21 protein-coding genes are annotated in these 21,980 nt (G+C 36.1%); 10 read left to right on the top strand and 11 right to left on the bottom strand.

Going from position 1 to position 21,980, the window contains the following annotated elements; translation table 11 throughout:
- The first annotated feature begins 37 nt into the window (after positions 1 to 37).
- Entirely contained in the window at positions 38 to 1,168 is a 1,131-nt protein-coding gene (locus AC0KSB_RS01940; protein ID WP_472306178.1) for an FtsW/RodA/SpoVE family cell cycle protein, read from the top strand.
- A 421-nt stretch (positions 1,169 to 1,589) separates the two neighbouring features.
- Here the strand turns inward: AC0KSB_RS01940 and hpt are convergent, their stop codons facing one another.
- From hpt to AC0KSB_RS01955, 3 genes are all read right to left on the bottom strand, one after another.
- Entirely contained in the window at positions 1,590 to 2,141 is a 552-nt protein-coding gene (gene hpt, locus AC0KSB_RS01945) for a hypoxanthine phosphoribosyltransferase (protein ID WP_472306180.1), read from the bottom strand.
- A gap of 17 nt (positions 2,142 to 2,158) precedes the next feature.
- Positions 2,159 to 3,097, bottom strand: coding sequence for a cytidylate kinase family protein (locus AC0KSB_RS01950; RefSeq protein ID WP_472306182.1), 939 nt, complete (start codon positions 3,095 to 3,097; stop codon positions 2,159 to 2,161).
- 81 nt (positions 3,098 to 3,178) lie between these two features.
- Positions 3,179 to 4,282, bottom strand: a complete 1,104-nt coding sequence (locus AC0KSB_RS01955; protein WP_472306184.1) for an aldo/keto reductase — start codon at positions 4,280 to 4,282, stop codon at positions 3,179 to 3,181.
- 306 nt (positions 4,283 to 4,588) lie between these two features.
- Between AC0KSB_RS01955 and wrbA the strand changes: the two genes are divergently transcribed.
- Complete coding sequence (gene wrbA, locus AC0KSB_RS01960) at positions 4,589 to 5,200, top strand: NAD(P)H:quinone oxidoreductase (RefSeq protein ID WP_472306186.1); 612 nt, start codon at positions 4,589 to 4,591, stop codon at positions 5,198 to 5,200.
- Here the strand turns inward: wrbA and AC0KSB_RS01965 are convergent.
- The 3 genes from AC0KSB_RS01965 to amrA are packed head-to-tail and all read right to left on the bottom strand — an operon-like array spanning position 5,181 to position 8,157.
- Complete coding sequence (locus tag AC0KSB_RS01965; protein ID WP_472306188.1) at positions 5,181 to 5,882, bottom strand: VTT domain-containing protein; 702 nt, start codon at positions 5,880 to 5,882, stop codon at positions 5,181 to 5,183. The genes wrbA and AC0KSB_RS01965 overlap by 20 nt on opposite strands.
- 35 nt (positions 5,883 to 5,917) lie before the next feature.
- On the bottom strand, positions 5,918 to 6,787 hold the full coding sequence (gene amrS / locus AC0KSB_RS01970) for an AmmeMemoRadiSam system radical SAM enzyme (protein ID WP_472306190.1): 870 nt from the start codon (positions 6,785 to 6,787) through the stop codon (positions 5,918 to 5,920).
- A gap of 29 nt (positions 6,788 to 6,816) precedes the next feature.
- Positions 6,817 to 8,157, bottom strand: a complete 1,341-nt coding sequence (gene amrA, locus AC0KSB_RS01975) for an AmmeMemoRadiSam system protein A (RefSeq protein ID WP_472306192.1) — start codon at positions 8,155 to 8,157, stop codon at positions 6,817 to 6,819.
- A 197-nt stretch (positions 8,158 to 8,354) separates the two neighbouring features.
- Between amrA and AC0KSB_RS01980 the strand changes: the two genes are divergently transcribed.
- The 3 genes from AC0KSB_RS01980 (at position 8,355) to AC0KSB_RS01990 (ending at position 13,774) form a co-directional block, all read left to right on the top strand.
- Complete coding sequence (locus tag AC0KSB_RS01980) at positions 8,355 to 9,191, top strand: deoxyribonuclease IV (protein WP_472306194.1); 837 nt, start codon at positions 8,355 to 8,357, stop codon at positions 9,189 to 9,191.
- Positions 9,192 to 9,283: 92 nt separating this feature from the next.
- Positions 9,284 to 12,538, top strand: coding sequence for a carbamoyl-phosphate synthase large subunit (gene carB, locus AC0KSB_RS01985; protein WP_472306196.1), 3,255 nt, complete (start codon positions 9,284 to 9,286; stop codon positions 12,536 to 12,538).
- 18 nt (positions 12,539 to 12,556) lie between these two features.
- Positions 12,557 to 13,774, top strand: a complete 1,218-nt coding sequence (locus tag AC0KSB_RS01990; RefSeq protein ID WP_472306198.1) for a PAS domain-containing protein — start codon at positions 12,557 to 12,559, stop codon at positions 13,772 to 13,774.
- Here the strand turns inward: AC0KSB_RS01990 and AC0KSB_RS01995 are convergent.
- Positions 13,769 to 14,986: an EAL and HDOD domain-containing protein gene (locus tag AC0KSB_RS01995; protein ID WP_472306200.1), complete on the bottom strand. Its 1,218-nt coding sequence runs from the start codon at positions 14,984 to 14,986 to the stop codon at positions 13,769 to 13,771. The genes AC0KSB_RS01990 and AC0KSB_RS01995 overlap by 6 nt on opposite strands.
- Positions 14,987 to 15,116: 130 nt before the next feature.
- Here AC0KSB_RS01995 and AC0KSB_RS02000 point away from each other — a divergent pair, with 130 nt between their 5' ends.
- The 3 genes from AC0KSB_RS02000 to AC0KSB_RS02010 are packed head-to-tail and all read left to right on the top strand — an operon-like array spanning position 15,117 to position 17,913.
- Entirely contained in the window at positions 15,117 to 16,100 is a 984-nt protein-coding gene (locus AC0KSB_RS02000; RefSeq protein WP_472306202.1) for an SDR family oxidoreductase, read from the top strand.
- 46 nt (positions 16,101 to 16,146) lie between these two features.
- On the top strand, positions 16,147 to 17,037 hold the full coding sequence (locus AC0KSB_RS02005) for a phytoene/squalene synthase family protein (protein ID WP_472306204.1): 891 nt from the start codon (positions 16,147 to 16,149) through the stop codon (positions 17,035 to 17,037).
- Positions 17,038 to 17,043: 6 nt separating this feature from the next.
- The gene (locus AC0KSB_RS02010) at positions 17,044 to 17,913 is read left to right on the top strand and encodes a DUF92 domain-containing protein (RefSeq protein WP_472306206.1); all 870 of its coding nucleotides are present in this window, start codon (positions 17,044 to 17,046) and stop codon (positions 17,911 to 17,913) included.
- Here the strand turns inward: AC0KSB_RS02010 and AC0KSB_RS02015 are convergent.
- A complete protein-coding gene (locus AC0KSB_RS02015; protein ID WP_472306208.1) occupies positions 17,905 to 18,615 on the bottom strand; it encodes a zinc-ribbon domain-containing protein in 711 nt (236 codons plus the stop codon). The genes AC0KSB_RS02010 and AC0KSB_RS02015 overlap by 9 nt on opposite strands.
- A gap of 176 nt (positions 18,616 to 18,791) precedes the next feature.
- On the opposite strand from AC0KSB_RS02015, the gene AC0KSB_RS02020 reads away from it, so the two are divergent.
- Together AC0KSB_RS02020 and rbsK are read left to right on the top strand one after the other, a co-directional pair.
- Positions 18,792 to 19,142 (top strand): hypothetical protein, encoded by a 351-nt coding sequence (locus AC0KSB_RS02020; protein WP_472306210.1) that lies wholly within the window; start codon positions 18,792 to 18,794, stop codon positions 19,140 to 19,142.
- A 98-nt stretch (positions 19,143 to 19,240) separates the two neighbouring features.
- Entirely contained in the window at positions 19,241 to 20,140 is a 900-nt protein-coding gene (gene rbsK, locus AC0KSB_RS02025; RefSeq protein WP_472306212.1) for a ribokinase, read from the top strand.
- 27 nt (positions 20,141 to 20,167) lie between these two features.
- Here rbsK and AC0KSB_RS02030 read toward each other — a convergent pair whose 3' ends face one another.
- The 3 genes from AC0KSB_RS02030 to AC0KSB_RS02040 all read right to left on the bottom strand — a co-directional run bounded on the left by AC0KSB_RS02030 (position 20,168) and on the right by AC0KSB_RS02040 (position 21,897).
- Positions 20,168 to 20,755 (bottom strand): permease, encoded by a 588-nt coding sequence (locus AC0KSB_RS02030; RefSeq protein WP_472306214.1) that lies wholly within the window; start codon positions 20,753 to 20,755, stop codon positions 20,168 to 20,170.
- Positions 20,752 to 21,231 carry a permease gene (locus tag AC0KSB_RS02035; protein ID WP_472306572.1) on the bottom strand — a complete coding sequence of 160 codons (480 nt, stop codon included), beginning with the start codon at positions 21,229 to 21,231 and terminating at the stop codon, positions 20,752 to 20,754. Before AC0KSB_RS02035 ends, AC0KSB_RS02030 begins: the two co-directional genes overlap by 4 nt.
- Positions 21,232 to 21,330: 99 nt before the next feature.
- On the bottom strand, positions 21,331 to 21,897 hold the full coding sequence (locus tag AC0KSB_RS02040) for a zinc-ribbon domain-containing protein (protein WP_472306216.1): 567 nt from the start codon (positions 21,895 to 21,897) through the stop codon (positions 21,331 to 21,333).
- Positions 21,898 to 21,980 lie beyond the last annotated feature (83 nt).

Here is a 21,980-nt window from a genome sequence, read left to right on the forward strand (position 1 = left end):
ACTATTCATAATTTAAGATCGCGTGAAAGGAGTTTTTATGTCTGCTAAAGGTATAGAACATCTTAAGCGTGAAGGTTTTTTTAGAGCCCTTGATTATTGGCTTTTGGTTCCGATTATGATTGTCACTTTAATAGGACTTTATGTTCTCAGCCAAGTGCTTTCTGAAGGGTTTGGAGATGCTTATCCTCTTAATTTTTATAAACAAATGGGAGCCGTGCTTTCTGGTATGGTTATCGTTTTAGTGATAAGCATTTTTGACGGCGCTGCAATGCGCCTTCTAAGCTGGCTGATTTACGGAGTTAGTTTGCTTTTGCTGATATATGTGAGAATAGATGGCTTTTCCATGGAAGATGTCTGGGGTGCTGACAGATGGATGCAAATTCCTGTTATAGGTACTTTTCAACCATCAGAATTAATGAAAGTCGGTCTTGCCATGGTTTCTGCACAAATTATGGAAAAAATGACTTTGCAAAGTATCAAATTATGGCAAGGAACACTTTTTCTTTTGCTTGTGTATGTACCTCCATTGCTTCTGATAATGATGCAGCCTGATTTTGGCACTACCATGGCTATTGCGTTTATGGCTGTTTGTATGGTTTTTGTCTGGGGAATAAAGTGGAGATATATTATGATAGGACTATCAAGTGCTGTTATTGCTGTTCCTGTTCTCTGGTTTTCTTATTTAGCAGATTGGCAAAAAAGCAGAATTATAACATTTTTGTTTCCAGGTCATGACCCGGATGCAAGCTTTAATCTTAATCAGTCCAGACAAGCTATCGCTTCGGGAGGTTTATCGGGAAATACTTCTGATTACTCTGTACATGTGCCGGTAAAAGAATCTGACTTCATATATACGGCTGTTTCTGAACATATGGGTTTTTTGGGAACCACGGTTTTATTAATGATGGCTTTTTTCTTTATTGTAAGAAGCTACTATATTGCAGGAAACCTTGTAAAGAAAAGACCTGCATCAGCTTACATGCTGGTAGGGTTGGCTTCTGTTCTTGCCATTCAATATATAGAAAATTTAGGAATGACCGTTGGAATAATGCCAATAACAGGTATACCGCTGCCTTTTGTAAGTTTAGGAGGCACGGCAATGATTGTAAATTTCATTGCTTTGGGAATAATGTTGAACATTGCTGCGGAACGAAAAATGTTACGGTAGATATTTGTATCTTTTGTGACGTTTATATAATAAAAATCTTTATTAGTGCATCTTTGTTGATTGTATACACAAAAAACTTGACAAAATATTATATGAGATATAAAATAAAAACAAGCTCCAGGGAATACCATAAAAGTTTTGTCAGAGATCGGTAAGCCGCCGCAGAGAGTATGCGGAAAGCGAAAAAGTGATTAATGGGACACGAGAAAAGTGTAAACAAATCGCAGGTCAGGTTGATGGATTTTAAATACGAAAATTAGTAGAAGATAAAAGGATTAGTCCCTAGATCGGAAACAGGTTTTGGTAATGGTTCAGTAGATATGATTTTAATTTCGCATAAAGGGTAACCGCAAAGGACAAATACTTGAAAAGGGTTCGCTGGAGCCCTTTTTTTCTGGATTTTTTATTGACAATACAGTAATTATTTTCGTGAAAATTCTGATTTGTCTATTTCTGCTATATAAGGAAGATGACGTCCTTGCTCTCTGATATCCATACCATAGCCGATCAGTCTGCTCTCAGTTATTTCAAATCCGTGGTACGCTACCGGCACATTTATAAGCTGTTGTTCAGGGTTAATAAGAAGAGTACATACTTTTACACTGGCAGGCATGCGGGCGGCCAGATTTTGAACGATATAACCTGTAGTAAGTCCTGTGCGTATAATATCCTCCATAACCAAAACATGTTTATCTGTTATTTCCAGATCAAGATCTTTAGTTATCCTGACTATACCTGTTTGATTGGTGGCGTTCGGGTAGGTTCCTATACTTATAAAATCAAGTTGCAAAGGTATGTTAAGTTTTCTTGTCAAATCTGCCAGAAAGTACATTGAGCCTTTTAGCATACCTACCATGATAAGCTCCTTGCCGGCATAGTCTTCATTAATCTGGTCGGCTATTTTCGCTATTCTCTCTTCAATCTCGTCTTTGTTATATACTACTTTTTTTATCGGAAAATCCAGAATATTCATAAAGTACCTCTTAACATTTATTTGTCACGAGCTGCGCTGAATCTTTCAACTAAAGACTGGAAATCTTTTTTATAGACAATTTTTACATTGGTTCCAGGATACATTTCTCTAACTTTTCTTGCTTTTCGGTTTTTTTGGGTTACATATTTTTGATTCATTGTTGTTAGTTCTATATATGTATCAAATTGAGTTAAGTAAAAATCAGGGCTGAATGCCTGGATGACGTTTCCTTCTGCATCCCATTCTATGGGAAAGGTTCTAGGTTCATAAAGCCATTCTATGTGATACATGTCAAGAATACGGGCAAATTCAATTTCTGCAGGATTTTTGAACACAGGTTTTTCTGTAAGATTGTTTATTGTTTTTGCTTCCTTGCTTTCACGGGCGATTCTAATCCTTGCTTCTTTTTCCCGGATAAGAGCAATCACTGCTGCACAAGCTTCGTCAATAGAAATGCCAGCAGTATTAATTGCTATATCATATAGGCTGCAATCACTTAAATCTGCTCCGAAGACAGTGGAAACAAATCTTTTATGTTTTCTGTCAGCTGTAGTAAGTATACCGGCAGCATCTTGATCCTGGCAGTTGAATTGTTTTTTTACTCGGTCAATTCTAATATCCTGTGGTGCGGTCAATCTTATATGAATCGCTTCCTCGTGATCACTAAATAAAATCTGTGAACCAAAACCCACAAAAATAACCGATTCTCTGCTAGTTAAAGTCAGCAGCTGATCGGTTAAATAATCAAGATAGGTTTCACCTTTTTTCATTTCGCTTAAAAAAAATTTAGAGCTTTCTCTTAATCTATTAACTTCTTTTTCGGCACAAATCGGAACAAAAAACATCTCAAGAAGTTTTTCGCGGTTGATAAGAATCCAGCCCATCCTGTCAGCCAAAGTTCTGGCAATTTCATCACCCATACTTCCCATCTGTCTTGATATTGTAAGAATAGCCAAAGACCATTCCTCCTTTTGTCATTATCATCTTTTCAGAATAACTTTATTATATCATAGCTGATTATCCTGTTTTTAAAGATATCATTCTGCAGTTAATGATGCAATTTCCTCTAGCCTGGCAATAATCGGAATATGTTGTGTGCATTTTTTTTCGCATTCTCCACAGGAAATACAATCAGCTGCTTTACTCAAAGGTATATTCCAATGATATTTGAGCCTTTCCTGAATTGATTCACCAAATAATTTTTGATTATATGCATCCATATATTTAGGTATCTGTATATCAACCGGACAGCCTTCACAATAACCACAACCTGTGCAGAGATCATTTAAGGATCTGCCCTTATTGTCGTACTCTGCTCTTATGTCAGAAACAGGATATTCAACTAAGTTTTCAACCGACTTTACGGCATCATTAACATGCTCTTTAGAAGACATACCTGCTAATGTAATAGTAATTTCGCGATGAGATGCAACAAATCTTAAAGCAGACTGTGGAACGGTTAATTCGGAATTTTCTGTTAAATAAGAAAATAGCTCCGGATGAGCAGGTATTACGCCACCTCCGAGAGGATTCATTGCTACAACACCCATTCCCTTGGCATAAGCTTTTTCAATACCTGATTGCCGGAATCTATAATTCAAAGCATTATAACCAATAAGCATTCCCTTAAAAAGGTTTTCTTCAATTACTTTTTCTAATTCATTACCTGGCATATGTGATGAAACAACAATATTACGAATTAGTCCATCTGATTTAGCTCTCTCAAAAAATTTATAAAGTGCTTCACTTTGTTTTGTATATGATTCAAGGCTTAACATGCACCAAAGGTGATAGAAATCAAGATAATCGACTTTTAATCGGGTGAGTGTTTTTTCCAACCTTTTTCTGAAAGCTTCTTCAGTGATTTCATCGCCGGTAGTGTGTAAATTTGCCTTTGATGACACATAGAACTTATCTCTTTTAAGTTGCTCGAGAGCGATGCCTGTAATTATTTCACTTTTATCATCACAATAAAATGGAGCTGTATCAAAATAATTTATCCCTTTTTCTGCAGCATAAAGCGCCACTTCCGCACACTTCTCAAATCTGCCTGCTTCAACATCCTCTTCGTTATACCGCATGCAGCCCATTCCTATGGCAGAAACCTGTATATCAGTATTGCCATATTGTTTATAGTACATAATAGATCCTCCATGATATAGATTTTTTGACAACGGCTTTTTGTCCCTTTTCTATTATACAGTATTTATTGAAAATCTTTATTATCAAAAACAGTTTTCGATTTAAATGAAAACGATCAATAGGGGTAACATGTGTTTCTGGTAAAAGAATAATAGCATGCTAATATTTGTAAAGATAATCTAATAAATTTAATATGGCTAAGCAAAGTGAAGATATCATTATATCTTCAAAATTTATTTGATGATCTTAGCGATGGCAAAGTTATTAACTAAGATATAAATCAAATTTTGAATGGAGGCAATAACATGAACAAAGTAAAATTAGCAATCATTTATTATAGTGCAACAGGAATAAACTATCAATTGGCTGAGTGGGCAAGAGAGTCAGCGGAAGAATCAGGAGCAGAGGTGAAATTAGTTAGAATAAAGGAAACCGCACCTGATAATGCTATTGATTCAAATCCGGCATGGAGAGCAAATTATGATGCAACTAAACATATACCGGAGGCTACTTCTGAAGATATTGAATGGGCAGATGCGATTATTTTTAGCATCCCTACAAGATTTGGCAATGTGCCGGCACAAGCAAAACAGTTTATAGATATTCAAGGTGGATTATGGGCTCAGGGTAAGCTAGCGAATAAAGCAGTAAGTGCTATGTCTTCGGCTCAAAATCCTCATGGAGGACAGGAAGCTACTATTTTAGCTCTTTATACGAGCATGATGCACTGGGGAGCTATAATTGTACCACCAGGATATACAGACAATTCGATATTCGCTGCTGGTGGTAATCCATACGGCACATCTGCTTCGCAAGGTGAAGATGGAAAGCCGGTTGAAGATGTGAAAGAAGCTGTAAAACACCAAGCAAGAAGAACAATTGAAGTTGCATCTTGGATTAAATCAGGTCAGAAGTAATATCTTTAGAATTTTTATCTCGATAAATTTTGATGAGATATATTATTGAAATGATCGTAATAATCAAAAAAAGAGCAAAAGCAATGACGAAGGATTTGTCAAAACTTGTTACAATCAGGCTGCCTGACAAAATAGAGAGTAATACTTTTGGCATGACTCCCATCATGGAACACCACATATAATCAATGAAGTTAAATCTGGAGGCGCCTATTATGACACTTGTAAGATTAATAGGCGCTCCTGGTATGAAGCGCAACAAATAAATCGTTAACTTCTGATGTGTTTGTTGTTTTTCGACTAAAGAATTGAATTTGTCGTACTTGTTTGATAATTTTGTGATAGCGCGCAAAAAAAGTGTTTGTCCCCACAATTTACCCATATAATAGTTTAAGCAAAACTCCAGTCCTACACATAAAAATACAACAGGTATAGCTAAAGAAAGAGGTAATAATATACCGGAGGCAATATAGACGGGAACTGCTGGAATAACAACAACAGCTATTGATTTCAGCAAAAATAATCCTGCTATGATAATTAGAGATATACCTGTATGTTCTCTTATTGCCAGTAGTTTTTCCTGATTATCGCCCGAAAGTTCTCTTCCTACGATGAGTGCAACTATAAGAATAAGAATTCCAGCAACAAATGTTAACCAAAATTGTGAGCTTTTCAATCTTTCCATACAAAGATTATACTCTAATAAAGTTCAATTTACAGTTAAATATTACCTAAGTATACATTGTCTAAATATTTTTCGGCAATCGATTTCAACCTGTACAAAGTTTTTCTAGGAGTAGGTTCAATGGACAGCATCTTATATTGAGGAAAAAATCTGGTTAGATGTAATGGGATATCTTTAGATATATCTGAAAGCCAAACTGCCTGATTAAACATATCTTTATCGCTATCGTTCAGACCGGGTATTATTAGTGATGTTACTTCAATGTGGCAATTTTTAAAGGCTTTGAATATTGTGTTTTTTACTGGTTCAATCTTGCCTCCTGTAAATTCTTTATAGAATGAATCACTAAACGCTTTCATATCTATATTCATTGCGTCAATATACGGAAGTAAATTTTCCAGCGGTTCATTACACACATATCCATTAGTGACCAGTACTGTTTTAAGCTGAGCCTTTTTGGCGAGCTTTGCAGTTTCCAGAACATATTCATACCAAATAACCGGTTCATTATATGTGAAAGCAAGGCCTATATTTCCTTTATCGTTATAATCTATAGCTGTTTTTACAAGATCTGTTGGCGAAATAAATTTTGTTTTGATTTTATTGACAGATGATCTGGCAATAGAATAATTTTGACAGAATGAGCAATGCAAATTACACCCGAAAGTTCCTACTGAAAGAATACTGCTTCCTGGGAAAAATTTTCTTAGTGGTTTCTTTTCGATCGGATCAAGAGATATTGCCGCGATTTGCCCATAGTTATCACAAACCATTTCCCCATTTTGATTGTGCCTGCCAGAACACAACCCAAATTGTCCAGGCTTAATGCTGCATCTATGGGGACACAAAAGACATTCAACCAATTTGTTTTCTTTTCTGATAAACCATAAGGCGGTTTTGTCCATGGAAGTTTCCCGCTTTCTGTCATAAATTTTTAATGATAACGTCTTACTTCAAATCTTTCAATATTGTAATCTTCAGAAGCAGTGATCCCTGCTTTTTGTAAAGCAATTGCTATTTGCTGATGAGGTGTATCAATGCCTTCCAAATCAGGCAGCAACAGCCCTCGACGAAAACCACAGCTTACTATTACACCATAACGCTTGACATCAAGTTGCTCAGGGTTAATTACAGGTTCTGGTTCAGACAAGACGTCTACACTTATCTCTAAATTTTCCAGATCTTTGATTGAAAGTGGAGGGAAACGCGGATCTTCGCTGGCTGCATGTCTTGCATTCGTCATTATTTCTTCCGCTAAATTATTACATGCAGGAGAAATCGTTCCTATGCAACCACGTAAATGTCCATTCTGTTTCAATGAAACAAAAGTGCCTGCTCTCATTTTATAGAATTTGTCAGGAATCCATTCAGGTACGGGTATTTTGCGCTCCTTTTCTATCCATGCTTCAATTGCTTCGCGTGCAAGGTGCACATGATCACTTTCTTTTTTTCCTTCAATTTGTATGCCGGCTGTTAGATAGCCCACGCCGAACGGAGCCTGATAAGAGTATATTTCAGGTCTGCCTGCTACGTTTTCTAAAAGGCCGTACATTATAGCAAAAGACCTTGTTCCACATTCTGCGGCCGCCTCCATTTCTGTTTCTGAAATAGATAACAGCTTTTGAATATCACCAGTTTCTACTATAGTTTTTATTTTCTGATCATAAGAAGCCCCTTCGGGACAGTAACCTGCCGGTGCTTCTGCAGTAAGTCCATGAGATAGATCCCCACTTGCAATATAAACAATTTTTTCATTAGAAGCTGTGACTGCATCAAAAATACAGCCACCAAATTTAAAGAGTTCATTTAGATTTGTTAATGGTGTAGAAACAACAATAAGTTTGAATTTTACGGAAATTTTTTTCAAAAAATATATGGGAACCAGTACCCCATGATCCAGTTTTTCATAAAAATGATTTCTGTCTCTTAGGTTTCTGTCAGGAAAACCTGAGTTAAGTCCTGATCTTTCTGCCTGGCTTATTATATTTTCAGTCAGAGGTAAATTATTTTCTAGCTCAAAAGATAAATCCGGTCTGCCAAAAGCAGAAAAATCCCCATAAAGCCAACGGTTTTTGGGGAAACAGAAAAAATCTCTAAAACAAGGCGCATGAGGCGAGGAAATAATTACTGTATCAGGCTTCTCTTGTTCTATCTTGCGTACTATTTTATCTGCTGATTTTAGAGTGTCGGCTATTTCATATTCACGCCCTTGACCTATTTCCGGTATCATTACCGGCGGATGCGGCATAATATAACAGCTTAAAATTTGTCCCATTTTCTTGCCCCCTTTATCATTGTCAGATCATTTATCTGACTGCAATATGCTGGCATTGGCAAAAGCTGTCAATCTACTTTCAAACTATGCAGACATAAACAGTTATTCTAAAATCATTGTACCAGATATTCATAAAATTTTAAGACGTTAGCACATGTCTATGCTAAAATCATTATTATGAAACCGGAGGTAAATTTATGTTTAAAATAGGTTGTCACCTTTCTGCTTCAAAAGGTTATGTTCACATGGCAAAAGAAGCTATTTCCATTAATGCTAATACTTTTCAGTTTTTCACCAGAAATCCTCGTGGGGGAAAAGCAAAGGCTCTTGATATGGTTGATATTGCTAAATTTAATCAAATGTTTGTAGAGCATTCTTTTGCACCGATTCTTGCACATGCACCTTATACTTTGAATGCTTGTTCTGCAGACCAGAGAGTAAGAGAGTTTGCTTTTGAAGTAATGGGGGATGACTTATCAAGGCTTACTCATACTCCTGAGAGTTATTATAATTTTCATCCAGGAAGTCATGTTGGTCAAGGTGTTGAAAAAGGAATAGAACTTATAGCTGATTTATTGAATAAAGTTGTCAAAGATGATAAAGGGCCTATTGTTTTACTCGAAACAATGTCTGGCAAAGGAAGTGAAGTTGGAGGAAGGTTTGAAGAAATAGAAAGTATTATTGAAAAAGTGAATATGCCTGAACGTTTTGGTGTCTGTCTTGATACTTGTCATGTGAATGATGCAGGATATGATATTGTAAATAACCTCGAAGGAGTTTTGGATGAGTTTGACCGTATAATCGGTCTGGAAAGGCTTAAAGCGATACACGTAAATGATAGTAAAAATCCTTTTGGAAGTCATAAGGATAGGCATGAAAGACTGGGAGAAGGAACGATAGGTCTTTTGGCAATTGAAAAAATTATTAACCATTCTTATCTGCGAAATTTACCATTTTATCTTGAAACACCAAATGAGTTGGAAGGCTACGCTATGGAAATTGCTGAATTGAGGAAATTATATATAGAGAAATGATGTATATTATTCATTATTTTCTAGCGGTTATAGAATAATTATGCAGTCTCTGTTATAGTATTAAGTCGAATATAAAAATGGGGGATTTATTTATGCCAAAGCGACAAGATATTCATAAAATTTTGATAATAGGGTCAGGACCTATAGTTATTGGTCAAGCTTGTGAATTTGATTATTCAGGCACACAAGCCTGTAAAGCATTGCGCAAATTAGGTTATGAAATAGTGCTTGTTAATTCTAATCCAGCAACTATTATGACGGATCCGGGAATTGCTGATCAGACTTATATTGAGCCACTTAATATCAAACGTCTGACAGAAATAATAGCCAAAGAAAAACCTGATGCCGTTTTGCCTAATCTTGGAGGACAATCTGCTCTGAATCTTTGTTCTGAATTGAATCAGGCTGGAATATTTGATCAATATAATGTAAAGGTAATAGGAGTACAAATTGATGCCATTGAGCGTGGAGAAGATCGTATAGCATTTAAAGAAACGATGAATCGTTTAGGTATCGATATGCCCCAGAGTAAGCCCGCATATACTATAGAAGAAGCTGAAAAAATAGCATCAGAACTTGGATACCCTGTTGTTATTCGTCCTGCCTATACAATGGGAGGTACAGGTGGAGGTCTGGTATACAATATAGAAGAACTCCGAACTATAGCTCAAAGAGGAATTGCTGCTAGTATGGTAGGTCAGATTTTGATTGAAGAGTCTGTGCTCGGTTGGGAAGAGCTGGAGCTTGAAGTTGTTCGTGACAGCAATAATAAAATGATAACTGTCTGTTTTATTGAAAATATCGATGCAGTAGGTGTACACACAGGTGATTCCTTCTGTTCTGCTCCTATGCTTACCATAAGTCCTCAAGTACAGCAAAGACTGCAGGAGGCAGCCTATAAAGTAGTTGAAGCGATAGAGGTTATTGGAGGTACAAATGTCCAATTTGCCTATAACCCTAAAAGTGATAGATTTGTAATTATAGAGATAAATCCAAGAACGTCAAGATCCTCAGCTCTTGCGTCAAAAGCAACAGGTTTTCCGATTGCGCTTATTTCTGCAATGCTGGCGGCAGGATTAACTTTAGATGAGATTCCTTATTGGCGTGATGGATCTCTTGATAAATATACTCCATCAGGAGAATATGTTGTTGTAAAATTTGCTCGCTGGGCTTTTGAGAAGTTTGCAGGAGTGGAAGATAAACTCGGAACCCAAATGCGTGCTGTAGGCGAAGTTATGAGCATAGGCAAAAACTACAAAGAAGCTTTGCAAAAAGCGATCCGCTCTTTGGAAATCGGTAGATATGGTCTGGGGTTTGCTAAAAATTATAATCAGATGAGTCTTGAGGATTTGCTTGCTCTTTTAGCTGAACCTAGTAGTGAGAGGCAGTTTATTCTTTATGAAGCTATACGAAAAGGTGCGGATATTGATAAACTTGTGAACATAACATATATCAAAAAATATTTTCTGCAGCAAATGACAGAATTGGTAGAATTGGAAGAAAAAATATTAAACTATCGTGATAGTAAATTACCTGATGAATTGCTTTTACAGGCAAAAAGAGATGGTTTTGCCGATCGTTATCTAGCATTGCTGCTCTCTTGCGATGAATCTGCCATACGTGAACAGAGAACTGTTTTAGGTATTACTGAAGAATGGGAAGCCGTTCCTGTAAGTGGCGTTGATGATGCCTGCTATTATTTTTCCACTTACTGTGGAGCGGAAAAGCTGCAGATTAAAGCTGATTTTTCTGAGATCCAAAACAGTGATAAAAAAGTAATGATTCTTGGCGGAGGACCAAACAGAATAGGTCAGGGCATTGAGTTTGATTATTGCTGTGTCCATACTGCCTTAGCTCTGCGCGAACTTGGATATAAAACCGTTATGGTTAATTGCAATCCTGAGACTGTATCAACAGATTACGATACTTCCGACCGACTTTATTTTGAACCTTTAACTGTAGAGGATGTACTTAGCATCTATGAGTCAGAAAAACCTTTAGGTGTCATTGTTCAGTTTGGAGGACAGACTCCATTAAATATAGCAAATGATTTAGAAAAAGCAGGTGTAAATATTTTGGGTACAACTCCTGCTACTATCGATCTTGCAGAAGATAGAGATCAGTTCAGACAGATGATGGATAAACTCAATATTCCAATGCCAGAGTCCGGAATGGCAACAAATCTTCATCAGGCTTTGGAAATAGCAGAAGAAATAGGCTATCCTTTAATGGTAAGACCGTCCTATGTTCTTGGTGGCCGTGGCATGGAAGTAGTTCATGATGAATCTATGTTAAAACAGTATATGGAGGCTGCGGTAGGTGTTACCCCTGATAGACCTATTCTGATAGACAGATTCCTAAGTCATGCTGTAGAAGCAGAGGCAGATGCGATTGCTGATGGCAAGAGTGCTTTTGTGCCTGCTGTTATGGAGCATATAGAGCTTGCGGGTATTCATTCAGGAGATTCTGCCTGTGTTATACCACCAATCAGTATATCTCAGAAGAATATTGAAAAAATAAAGGACTATACAAAACGCATAGCAGAGGAAATGAATGTAATAGGCTTAATGAATATGCAGTATGCAATTGCTGATGAAAAGGTATATGTTCTTGAAGCTAATCCCAGGGCGTCAAGAACTGTGCCTTTAGTTTCAAAAGTTTGTGATATTTCAATGGCTAGAATAGCGACAGAATTTGTTATGGCAGCATATGAAGGGAAAAAAGCAGGTATAGAAAAACTGTCTGAAAGAAAAGTTTCTTATTTTGGAGTAAAAGAATCAGTATTTCCTTTCAATATGTTTCCTGAAGTGGATCCTGTTCTTGGTCCGGAAATGCGTTCTACAGGAGAAGTTCTTGGCCTGGCAGATAGTTTTGGTCTGGCATATTTCAAAGCCCAGGAAGCAGCTCAGGCTGTGCTGCCATCTTCTGGTACTATCCTAATTAGCGTTAATGATGCCGACAAGGCAGAGGCTCTTGAAGTTGCAAAAGCTTTTGCTTCAGTAGGCTTCGATATTAAGGCTACTATCGGTACCCGCAAATATCTTGAAGAGAATGGAATAAAAGCAGAGCTTGCAATAAAATTACACGAAGGCAGACCAAATTTGGCGGATGATATAACAAATAAGGAAATATGTTTGGTGATAAATACAGCTGCAGGAAAACGTAGCAAGTCGGATGACTCATACATACGTAAATCAGCAATAAAAAATAAAATTCCCTATATAACAACGATGACCGCCGCAATGGCCAGTGCAAGAGGAATTGCTGATTATTTAGCAGAAAAATCAGCAAACAGCAGCCCTAAATCTCTTCAGGAATATCATGAGTTGATTCAAAAGAAATCATAATATCAGGAGGTTTCTTCTATGAAGATGATTGATTATGAGAAAATAAAACGGTTGAATAAATATATAGACAAGCTGCAGCAGGGAAGTGTTTCCGGCATTGCTGCGAAAGATCTGTATATGGAAAATAAAATTGATTTGATGAGTGTGACACCACAAGAAGCTTTTGAAATTTTCACTAACCGTTACAAAGCAGGTCAGTCATCATCAGAGATTTTAAACTATCTTGATAAAGTTATTAATGTATTTCATCATGGTCTTGTTGCTTACAAATGGAGAAAACCTATGACTGGAAGTTTTCTCCATTTGCTGAGTCTGGAAAACAGAAAACTGGTTGAACGTCTTGATGCTATAAGTGAAAAAATCCAAGATTTTCCAATAGTAAAACAGAAAGAAAGCCTCTTAGAAGATGTGACGAGATTGTTGGAATTTAATGATCATTATCTAAAAAAAGAAAATATTATTTTCCCGCTTATGGAGAAAAAACATAGCAGATTTGATGGCCTTGCAATTATGTGGTCACTGCATGATGAAGCAAGACAAAAAATTAAAGAGACGATTGAATTTCTGGAAAAAGAAACTCTAGATGAGGGTGAAGAGCCTGCTTTAAATATCGTCTTTGGCGAACTGTTTTTTGCCATGCATGGTATTGTTCAAAAGGAAGAATTAATACTATTTCCTACAATGGTTGAAATTTTCAATCATCAGGAGATGGAAGAGATGTTAAGACAAAGTTATGAATACTCTTTTCCTTTTCTTGAGAAAAATGAAATACCTCCCGAGCCTGATGGCATAAAATCAGATTTTTCTGTCATAAATAATTATTTGATTAAAACAGAAACAGGTAATATAACTTTGGAGCAACTTATGCTGATTTTTTCATCATTGCCTGTGGATTTGTCTTTTGTTGATGAGAATAATAAACTGTGTTTTTTCTCAAGGCCTAAGGATAGAATTTTTCCCAGATCTCAGGCTTCTTTAGGTCGTGATGTTGCTAATTGTCACCCGCCGGAAAGTGTTCATGTGGTACAGGAAATTATTGAATCTTTTCGCAGCGGTAAGCAAAACAAAGCAAGTTTCTGGATTGAAATAAAAGAAAAATTTATATTGATTCAATATTTTGCACTTAGAAATGAAAAAGATGAGTATAGGGGCGTACTCGAAGTGAGCCAGGATATAACTGATATCCGTAAATTAGAGGGGCAAAGAAGATTGTTGAATTGGGATGATTTATTATGAACTGATTTCATTAGACCAGACTACAGCATCAAGATAAAATTTGGCTAAGATATCCAAATCTATTCCAATATCTTCTGCTATTATTTCTGATAATATCCACTGAGCCTTTTCATATGCTATGGTTAGCTTATAGCATTGTGCCATTGGTGTTGAGATTGGTTTGCCGGATAGAATATCCTTGATTTCATCGGAGACAGGAAGTTCCGGAACTATCGCCGACATCTCGCAGCCGGTAAGGACATCAATCATGGAAAGAAGCCCAAGCGTAAAATAGGTCATTTTCTGGTTGGCATTTCCGGTTAACTCACTTAGTTGTTCAAGTACGCGACCTCTCTGCACAGATGTGCTTATGTTCTCTTCGTGGCTATGATCCCCAATGCGCCTTATTATCGTAATGAATGCCCACTTTTTTAATTCTCCAAGCCCCATTAATGCAGCTGCCTGCCGTATAGAATTTATTCTATTGCCACGATAGTATTTAACTGTTTTGGTCAGTTTAAGTATTTCATAGGTGAACGCTACGTCTTGCTCAATAATGTCAGCAATATCACCAATATCAGGATCTGGCTCATTTAACAGATGCATCAGGCGTATCTGATTATATTTTGAAGGCGGAATATTATTTGTATTTATAATTACAGGTTTGGCAAAAAAATAACCTTGGAAAAGTTCATAGCCAAGCCTTACAGCCATATCATAATCTTCTCTTGTTTCTACCTTTTCAGCAAGAAACCGTATTTTTCTGTTACGATTTTGAATTATGACAGCTTGTCTTTCTTCTTCTAATTTTAGTTCCATAAAATCAACTTTTATTATATTAGCAATATTTATTAATGCCTCATAATCATCTCGCAGAATAAAATCATCTAAAGCAATAATATAGCCTTTAGCCTTTAATTCTTTGCAGGCGGCAATAATTTCAGTAGTTGGTTCGATGGTCTCCAATATCTCAACAACAATTTGTCTTGGTGGGAAAAGTGTTGCTATTCCTCTTAATAGCATGTTCTCTGTAAAATTTATAAAAGCTTTGCTTTGATCTGATAATTCATTTACTCCCATGGAGAGAAATCCGGCTGCCATTACACTTGATGTTGCCATATCTCCGTCATGCTGATCATAAACAAACTGCCCCGGTTCCCGGTATAGCAGCTCGTATCCATATCTCCGGCCTCTGCGGTCAAAAATTGGCTGTCTGGCAAAGAGTAGTGGCACGTCAAGACCTCCTTTGGACTATGTTAATATATTTTAACATAATTAAACCTTTTGCAAAGAAATAATTAGATGTTTACGTTGTTTAACAGTGCTGTATTTGCTAGAATGAACTTCTAAGGAGGTTTTACACATGAAAGCATTATTTATTGGTGGAACAGGTACCATCAGCAAGGCTGTAAGCCATCGCGTGATTGAATTGGGTTGGGATCTGTACCTTCTCAACAGAGGGAATAGGCAAGAACATGTTCCGCCTCATGCACATATTATAATGGCAGATATAAATGATGAGCAAAAAGTAGCTGATCTTATATCCCAGCATTGGTTTGATGTTGTTGTTAATTTTATTGCATTTAATGTCTCAGACATAGAGCGTGATTTGAGATTATTTAAAAATAAATGTGGTCAATATATATTTATCAGTTCTGCTTCTGTTTATCAGAAGCCACTTTCCAATTATCTGATAACAGAGAGTACGCCTTTGTCAAATCCTTACTGGCAATATTCCCGTGATAAAATTGCTTGTGAGGAGAGATTACTTAAATCATTTCGCCTGGATAATTTCCCGATAACAATAGTAAGACCAAGTCATACATACGGTGATTGGTCGGTTCCTCTGGGTGTTCATGGTCCTAAAGGCAGTTGGCAGGACGTTTTACGCATTCGGCAAGGAAAACCAGTTATAGTTCATGGAGACGGCACATCTTTATGGACTATGACGCATAATCAGGATTTTGCACTTGCAATGACCGGTCTAATGGGTAATATTCATGCGATAGGTGAGACTGTGCATATTACTTCTGATGAGACATTAACCTGGAATCAAATTTATTTTTGCATAGGCCAGGCTATGGGTGTAAGACCTAATCTTGTGCATATAACTTCAGAACATCTGGCCAGAATTCGTCCTGAATTGGCAGGGACTTTGCTTGGTGATAAAAGCCACAGTGTTGTTTTTGACAATTCTAAAATAAAGAAGCTGGTTCCGGAATATAATGCAGTTATTAGATTTGATCAAGGCGTCCGTAGAACAATTCAATACATATTAAATCATCCTGAATTGCAGAAGTTGGATCAGGAGTGGGACGCATGGGTTGATGAAATTACTAATAAATAAATTATCAATTATCATCTGAAGGTTTTTTGGTGCAAGGAGCTGAATTGTGAATATAAAAGATCAGGATTATCTTAAATGGCCACATGATATGAGAGCCAAAGATGATTTTAAGTGGTGTGAAAAAGTAATAAAGTCTCATTCGGGAAGCTTTTATCGGGCTTTTAAACATTTGCGTAAAGACAAAGCCCTCGCTGTGTTTGCTATATATGCTTTTTGTAGAATTGCAGATGATGCAGTAGATGAACATAATGATGCGACAGAAATTAATTTACTTGAACAAAAGTTAACAGATTTTTCTCGTGGAATAAATTTTGATGAACCACTATGGAGAGCACTTAGATTGACTTTTGATAGATTCGATCTTACTTTTAAACCTTACTTTGATTTGGTTCATGGTCTTAAAATGGATCTTGAACATGTTCAGCCTGCAGATATGGCGGCTTTTGACAATTATTGCTATTTTGTTGCCGGCACCGTAGGGTTGATGCTTTGCCCTCTTATGGCAAAAGATCCTGAGAATAAGAAGATCGAAAATATTTGTGTGAAACTCGGACATGCAATGCAAATAACTAATATTTTAAGAGATGTTGGAACTGATCATAGATTAGGTAGAATATATTTACCTGCAAATATGATGCAGGAAGCAGGTATTGATTCAACACATTTGGCTGAACCTCTTATGTCAAAGAACTTAATTGCTCTTTGGGAAAAATTGGCAGCCATTGCAGAAGAGTATTATCTGGAAGTTGAAAAAAATATAGATTTTTTCGACAAAAAAGCTAAACTTCCATTATTACTCTCTCTCGAATACTATAGATCAATCATACATGAATGCAGAAAAAGTGATTATATGCTTTTGCAAAGAAGAATATTTGTTCCAAACTGGAAAAAATTACTTATTTTCTGGAAAATAAAATTTAAGACTATTTTGGGGTGACCTTTATTGATAAAAATAAATGACTTGATTTTTTTTGTACTAAGTCTGGTTGTTGCCGCTTTTGTTTACATTAAAGGGGCATTGACTTTAGCTGGGTATTTTACTGCTATGATATTGGCTTTATTCTTATTCTATATAGGTGGAGCACATTTCATAATTGTATTATTAACTTTTTTTATCAGCTCAACCCTCTTATCAAAAATAAACAAAAGCTTGAAAGAGTCGTTGGAAATGAAAATCTCTGAACATACAGGAGCCAGGACAAGTATTCAAGTTCTAGCTAATGGAGGTCCTGCCCTGATTATGGCGATTCTGTTTGCCATATATCGACAGCCTGAATTTGTAATTTGTTACTGCGCTGCTCTTGCTGCAAGCAATGCAGATACCTGGGCGTCAGAACTGGGAGTATTGAGCCGTAAAGATCCTATATCATTTATATCCGGCAAGCCGATCGAGAGAGGCCTCTCAGGAGGAGTTACTGCGTTTGGCTTTGTTGCTTCAATTTGCGGTGCGATGCTTATTGCTCTTATAAGCAGTATTTTATTATTCCCTGTAAAGTTTGAAATAATGATTGTTGTTGTATCAATGATAACACTTGCCGGCTTGCTTGGTTCTCTTTTGGACAGCTTGCTGGGTGATATTCTGCAAGCAAAATATATTAATCTACAAGGAGATATAACGGAAAAAAAGTATAGTAATGGCAAACCTAACAAGCTAGTAAAAGGATTTGCTTTTGTAAATAATGATTTGGTAAATTTTTTGAGCTCTCTATTTGCAGCTCTGATTTCATTAATTGTGATAAGGGTTTCAGATCAGAGTTGGCTTTATACTTTGCGATTATATAATTTGACTGATATTTTTTTGCCATTATTTTAGCAAGGGAGATTTACAACGAAAGCATATTTCATCTGAAATATCATTTAAGTCTGCACAGCAATTGCAAAATATGATGCTGTCTCCTGATTTGTCGTATTTTTCATAAGTGCCCAAAAAACCATGAAACCTGACATGATCACCAATTTTATAATAATTATATTTAGTATCATCGTTACGACCGATACTTTCATGAATTTTTCCTTTCATGTCGCGAATAAAAACAGTGTAGGCCATATATTCTTGCCAATGATAACTTCCAGAACCATCACTGTCACTATAATATTTTTTCTCTTTCTTTTTTTCTATTCTTTTGTCTACGACAATTCCATCCCAGCTTTTCCGACCTGACTTCGACAGTATTTGAATGCTCGCTATAAGAATAAACATACCACCTATAATAAAACCAATATACAAAGACTCAGGATTATCCATTTCTGAACCTACTTCACCGGCAATATAAAAACCAACAATTGCAATTGTCGCAATAATCAATGCAAAAATAATTGTCCAGAGTTTAGTGTTTTTTGCATATTTTATAATAGCAGGATCATTTATTTTAGGTGAATAGCCTATATTGCCGCCTTGTTTACGCTGTTCAAAACTGTTATTGTAGCTTTGCTTAGCTGTAGAAAATCCTGTACCACATTCAGGGCAAAAGGAGGCATTTTTATTAAGCTTACTGCCACATTTATTACAATACATTCTAAATATCTCCTTATTGATAGTTTAAGAGTTTATGCTATTTTATGATTGTATCATCAGAAGCAAAAAATAATGGTGACGCTGTTATTTTGTCAATGACAAATTTATTTGCAAAAGCCTAAATATAGAGTTATTATCAAAAAGTTAAATAGTTATTTATTAGAGAAGGGTTAACAATGGTGAATGGTATGCAACTTCTGATACTTATCTTAAATAAAACAGAATGTCTGGATAATCTGTTTGAAAACCTGATTAAAATAGGGGTTAAAGGTGCAACTGTTATTGAAAGCACGGGTATGGCTAGATTGATTGGCAATCAGTCGCAAAATTTTTTTGAATCAATAAAAATGATTATAGATCCAGATCTGCGATCAAATCTAACCTTATTTATGGCAGTTGATGATACATTGGTTGATCTTGCAAGGGAAACTATAGATGAAGTTGTGGGAGGACTTGCAAAACCTGATACGGGAGTCTTATTTGGTTTGCCAATATCTTTCTTTGATGGTAAAGTTTCAGATAAATAAGTTTGATAGAATAATCAAATTGAGATATTGTTCTTAGTATTGACAATTCATTGTCATGATTGTTATCGTGATCTTAATTTAGCAGTGGAGGGTTCTTTATGAGCAGAATAGTTGTTATCGGCAGCCTTAATATGGATCTTGTAGTTAATAGTCCGCGTATGCCTTTGCTAGGAGAGACAATAACAGGTAGTGATTTCATGACCTGCCCTGGAGGTAAGGGCAGTAATCAAGCTGTTGCTGCTTCAAGATTAGGTGCAGAAATATCTATAATTGGATCAGTTGGCAATGATCTTTTTGGTAAATCTCTTATCAAAAGCCTTGACTCTGATGGAATTGATTACTCTGCTGTAAAAGTTGGTGATGTTCAAACCGGAACTGCAACTATCGTGGTAATTGAAGGAGATAATTTTATAATTTTAGATCCTGGGGCTAATGGTCAAGTTTTCCCGGAGGATATAGACAGGAATATAGAAATGATAAAAAGTGCGGATATTATAATGCTGCAACTTGAAATCCCTCTGAATACTGTTAAATATGCTATAGATCTTGCGAAAAAATATAATATAAAAATAATGCTTGATCCTGCTCCGGCTGTCCCTTTGGATTTTGAACTGCTTAAACAGGTCGATATTTTTAAACCAAATGAACATGAATGTCAGATTGTAACAGGCCTGAATGCAGATACTGTAGAAACTGCCCTTGTAGCTGTTAAAACTATGAATACAATGGGAATCAAGCTTCCAATTATAACCATGGGTAAAAGAGGCGTAGTTTATTTTGATCAAGATAGTCAGAAGGCTGTGCATATGCCTGCGAATGATGTTGCCGTTGTTGATACAACTGCTGCAGGTGACTGTTTTAGTGGAGCTCTAGCTGTTGCTTTGGCAGAAGGTAAAAATACTTTTGATGCAATAAGTTTTGCCGGCAAGGCATCTTCTTTAGCAATTTCAAGATATGGTGCCCAGCCTTCTTTGCCATATAGAAAAGAACTGGAATAGATTACTTCTTACTAAAAGAAAAATCTATTAATCTGTAATTTTTTCAGCTGCCTTATAAATAGCTTTTCTGTCTTGTGAGGGCAAGGATTTTTCGACCAGATAGCCAAGAATAAAAATAACTGGTAAATTCAGAGCGAATCTTATCAGCATAAAATTAATTCCAAGAGAGCTTGCCTCAAACAAAAGCAAGGGGATTTTTGTTGTTGACCATGCACCGATAAAAATCATAATGTTAGAAAATTTAGTTCCTTTCTTTAACATTATGCCGGCAAAAGGAAATGCGGCATATAATGGCCCAGCAGCAAAGGAACCAAGTAAGAAAGAAATAGCAATTCCTTTTATTCCTGACCCTGATCCTGTAAGTTTAATCATAATTTCTTTTGGAACCCAAACATCTAATAAGCCCAATAGAATAAAGATAGGTGGAATAACTGCAAGCATTTCAATAATATTTTCAAAAGTCATATGTATAGCCTTAAAACCTATGTCTGGAGCTAAGGCTATTACAACTAAGTAAATTACTGAAAAAATTAAAAATAAGGAGTATCTTTTTACTAGAGAAATTTTAAGTGGAATTTTTGGGGGCTTTTCTGAAATGTTAATAGGCTGACTCATGATAATATAACTCCTAAAATTATTGCAACAAAAACTGCCATAATAAATGCTAATGAATTTCTTGTTAAGGTAGCTCTTTTGCCAAAATATTTTATTTCAACAGGAATTGTTACTATTCCCACCATCATAAGGGTAGAAATAAAAACCGCAATCTGGCTTATGCCGGCACCATTGATTAATAAAGCTGCAGCAAGCGGAAACGCTACAAATCCAGGAATAAGAGTTATTGATCCTATGATTGCTGCTAACAACATACCAATCCAGCCTGATTCCTGACCGATTATTCTGCTTATCAATTCTGGAGACAATACAGCCAACATTAATCCTATCAAAAGAAGAATTGCCAAAAATTGAGGCAATATATTCTCAAAAGCTTTCCAAGCCTTTCTTAATGCCATTTTGGTTCTTTTTTTATCTTTGAAAAAAGAGGCAGTTAGTAAAGCGACTGCCAAGCTGTATAAAACAATATTAAATATCATAAATTAATCTAACACCTTCTATCATTAGAATCATTATGCGATTAAATCATATTTAATAGAGTTTTAAAGTGATATTAGTCACATTGAACTCCTTTTTTATCTTGTCGAAGCCTTTTTAAATTTCCCCATTACAGCGAGAGTTATCGTCGTAATTCCTAGAGCTCCTACTATCAAAGTAAATAAAACTGAGTTCTTTCTATTGGCAGGGTAATTAATAGATGGGAAAAAAGGCAAATATCTTATTGTGACCGTACTCCCTTTTTGTGGAAGATTTGAGTAATTAAAGACATTACCCATGTCATAACTTCCGTTTATTCTTTTATCATCATCTGTTATAAAAGAGTAACTAACACGATAGTCATGATCCATTGCAGAACTGGAACTGTTAATTATCTGTCGTACATCTGTTACAACTGCCATTGTAGTATTGCCTAATAAAAAAAGCACAGGTATTCTTAAGGCATACATGCAAAGCAACAATCCCACCAAAAGTACGACGATGTTTGGTTTGGTTAATTTCTTTTTTGTTTTTCCAACTGATTTTTGATTGTTATAGGGTATGCCTGTATTAGTATCAATAACCTGTGATCCGCAAAACTCGCAGAATTTTGTTGTAGGCTGCAAAGGTTTACCGCAGTGGCGACAAAATTTCGAAATTACCATCATTAGACTCCTTGATGTACTTTTTATAATTCATAACAATGTCATTTAATGTCATTCAATTTTATCATATTATATGGTAAATG

Source organism: Ercella succinigenes, assembly GCF_900002895.1.

Bases quoted from the DNA above. Each gene is read 5' to 3' on its own strand.
- AC0KSB_RS01940 (WP_472306178.1), top strand. From the start codon at position 38: ATGTCTGCTAAAGGTATAGAACATCTTAAGCGTGAAGGTTTTTTTAGA.
- hpt (WP_472306180.1), bottom strand. From the start codon at position 2,141: ATGAATATTCTGGATTTTCCGATAAAAAAAGTAGTATATAACAAAGAC.
- AC0KSB_RS01955 (WP_472306184.1), bottom strand. From the start codon at position 4,282: ATGTACTATAAACAATATGGCAATACTGATATACAGGTTTCTGCCATA.
- wrbA (WP_472306186.1), top strand. From the start codon at position 4,589: ATGAACAAAGTAAAATTAGCAATCATTTATTATAGTGCAACAGGAATA.
- AC0KSB_RS01965 (WP_472306188.1), bottom strand. From the start codon at position 5,882: ATGGAAAGATTGAAAAGCTCACAATTTTGGTTAACATTTGTTGCTGGA.
- amrS (WP_472306190.1), bottom strand. From the start codon at position 6,787: ATGGACAAAACCGCCTTATGGTTTATCAGAAAAGAAAACAAATTGGTT.
- amrA (WP_472306192.1), bottom strand. From the start codon at position 8,157: ATGGGACAAATTTTAAGCTGTTATATTATGCCGCATCCGCCGGTAATG.
- AC0KSB_RS01980 (WP_472306194.1), top strand. From the start codon at position 8,355: ATGTTTAAAATAGGTTGTCACCTTTCTGCTTCAAAAGGTTATGTTCAC.
- carB (WP_472306196.1), top strand. From the start codon at position 9,284: ATGCCAAAGCGACAAGATATTCATAAAATTTTGATAATAGGGTCAGGA.
- AC0KSB_RS01990 (WP_472306198.1), top strand. From the start codon at position 12,557: ATGAAGATGATTGATTATGAGAAAATAAAACGGTTGAATAAATATATA.
- AC0KSB_RS02000 (WP_472306202.1), top strand. From the start codon at position 15,117: ATGAAAGCATTATTTATTGGTGGAACAGGTACCATCAGCAAGGCTGTA.
- AC0KSB_RS02015 (WP_472306208.1), bottom strand. From the start codon at position 18,615: ATGTATTGTAATAAATGTGGCAGTAAGCTTAATAAAAATGCCTCCTTT.
- AC0KSB_RS02020 (WP_472306210.1), top strand. From the start codon at position 18,792: ATGGTGAATGGTATGCAACTTCTGATACTTATCTTAAATAAAACAGAA.
- rbsK (WP_472306212.1), top strand. From the start codon at position 19,241: ATGAGCAGAATAGTTGTTATCGGCAGCCTTAATATGGATCTTGTAGTT.
- AC0KSB_RS02030 (WP_472306214.1), bottom strand. From the start codon at position 20,755: ATGAGTCAGCCTATTAACATTTCAGAAAAGCCCCCAAAAATTCCACTT.
- AC0KSB_RS02040 (WP_472306216.1), bottom strand. From the start codon at position 21,897: ATGGTAATTTCGAAATTTTGTCGCCACTGCGGTAAACCTTTGCAGCCT.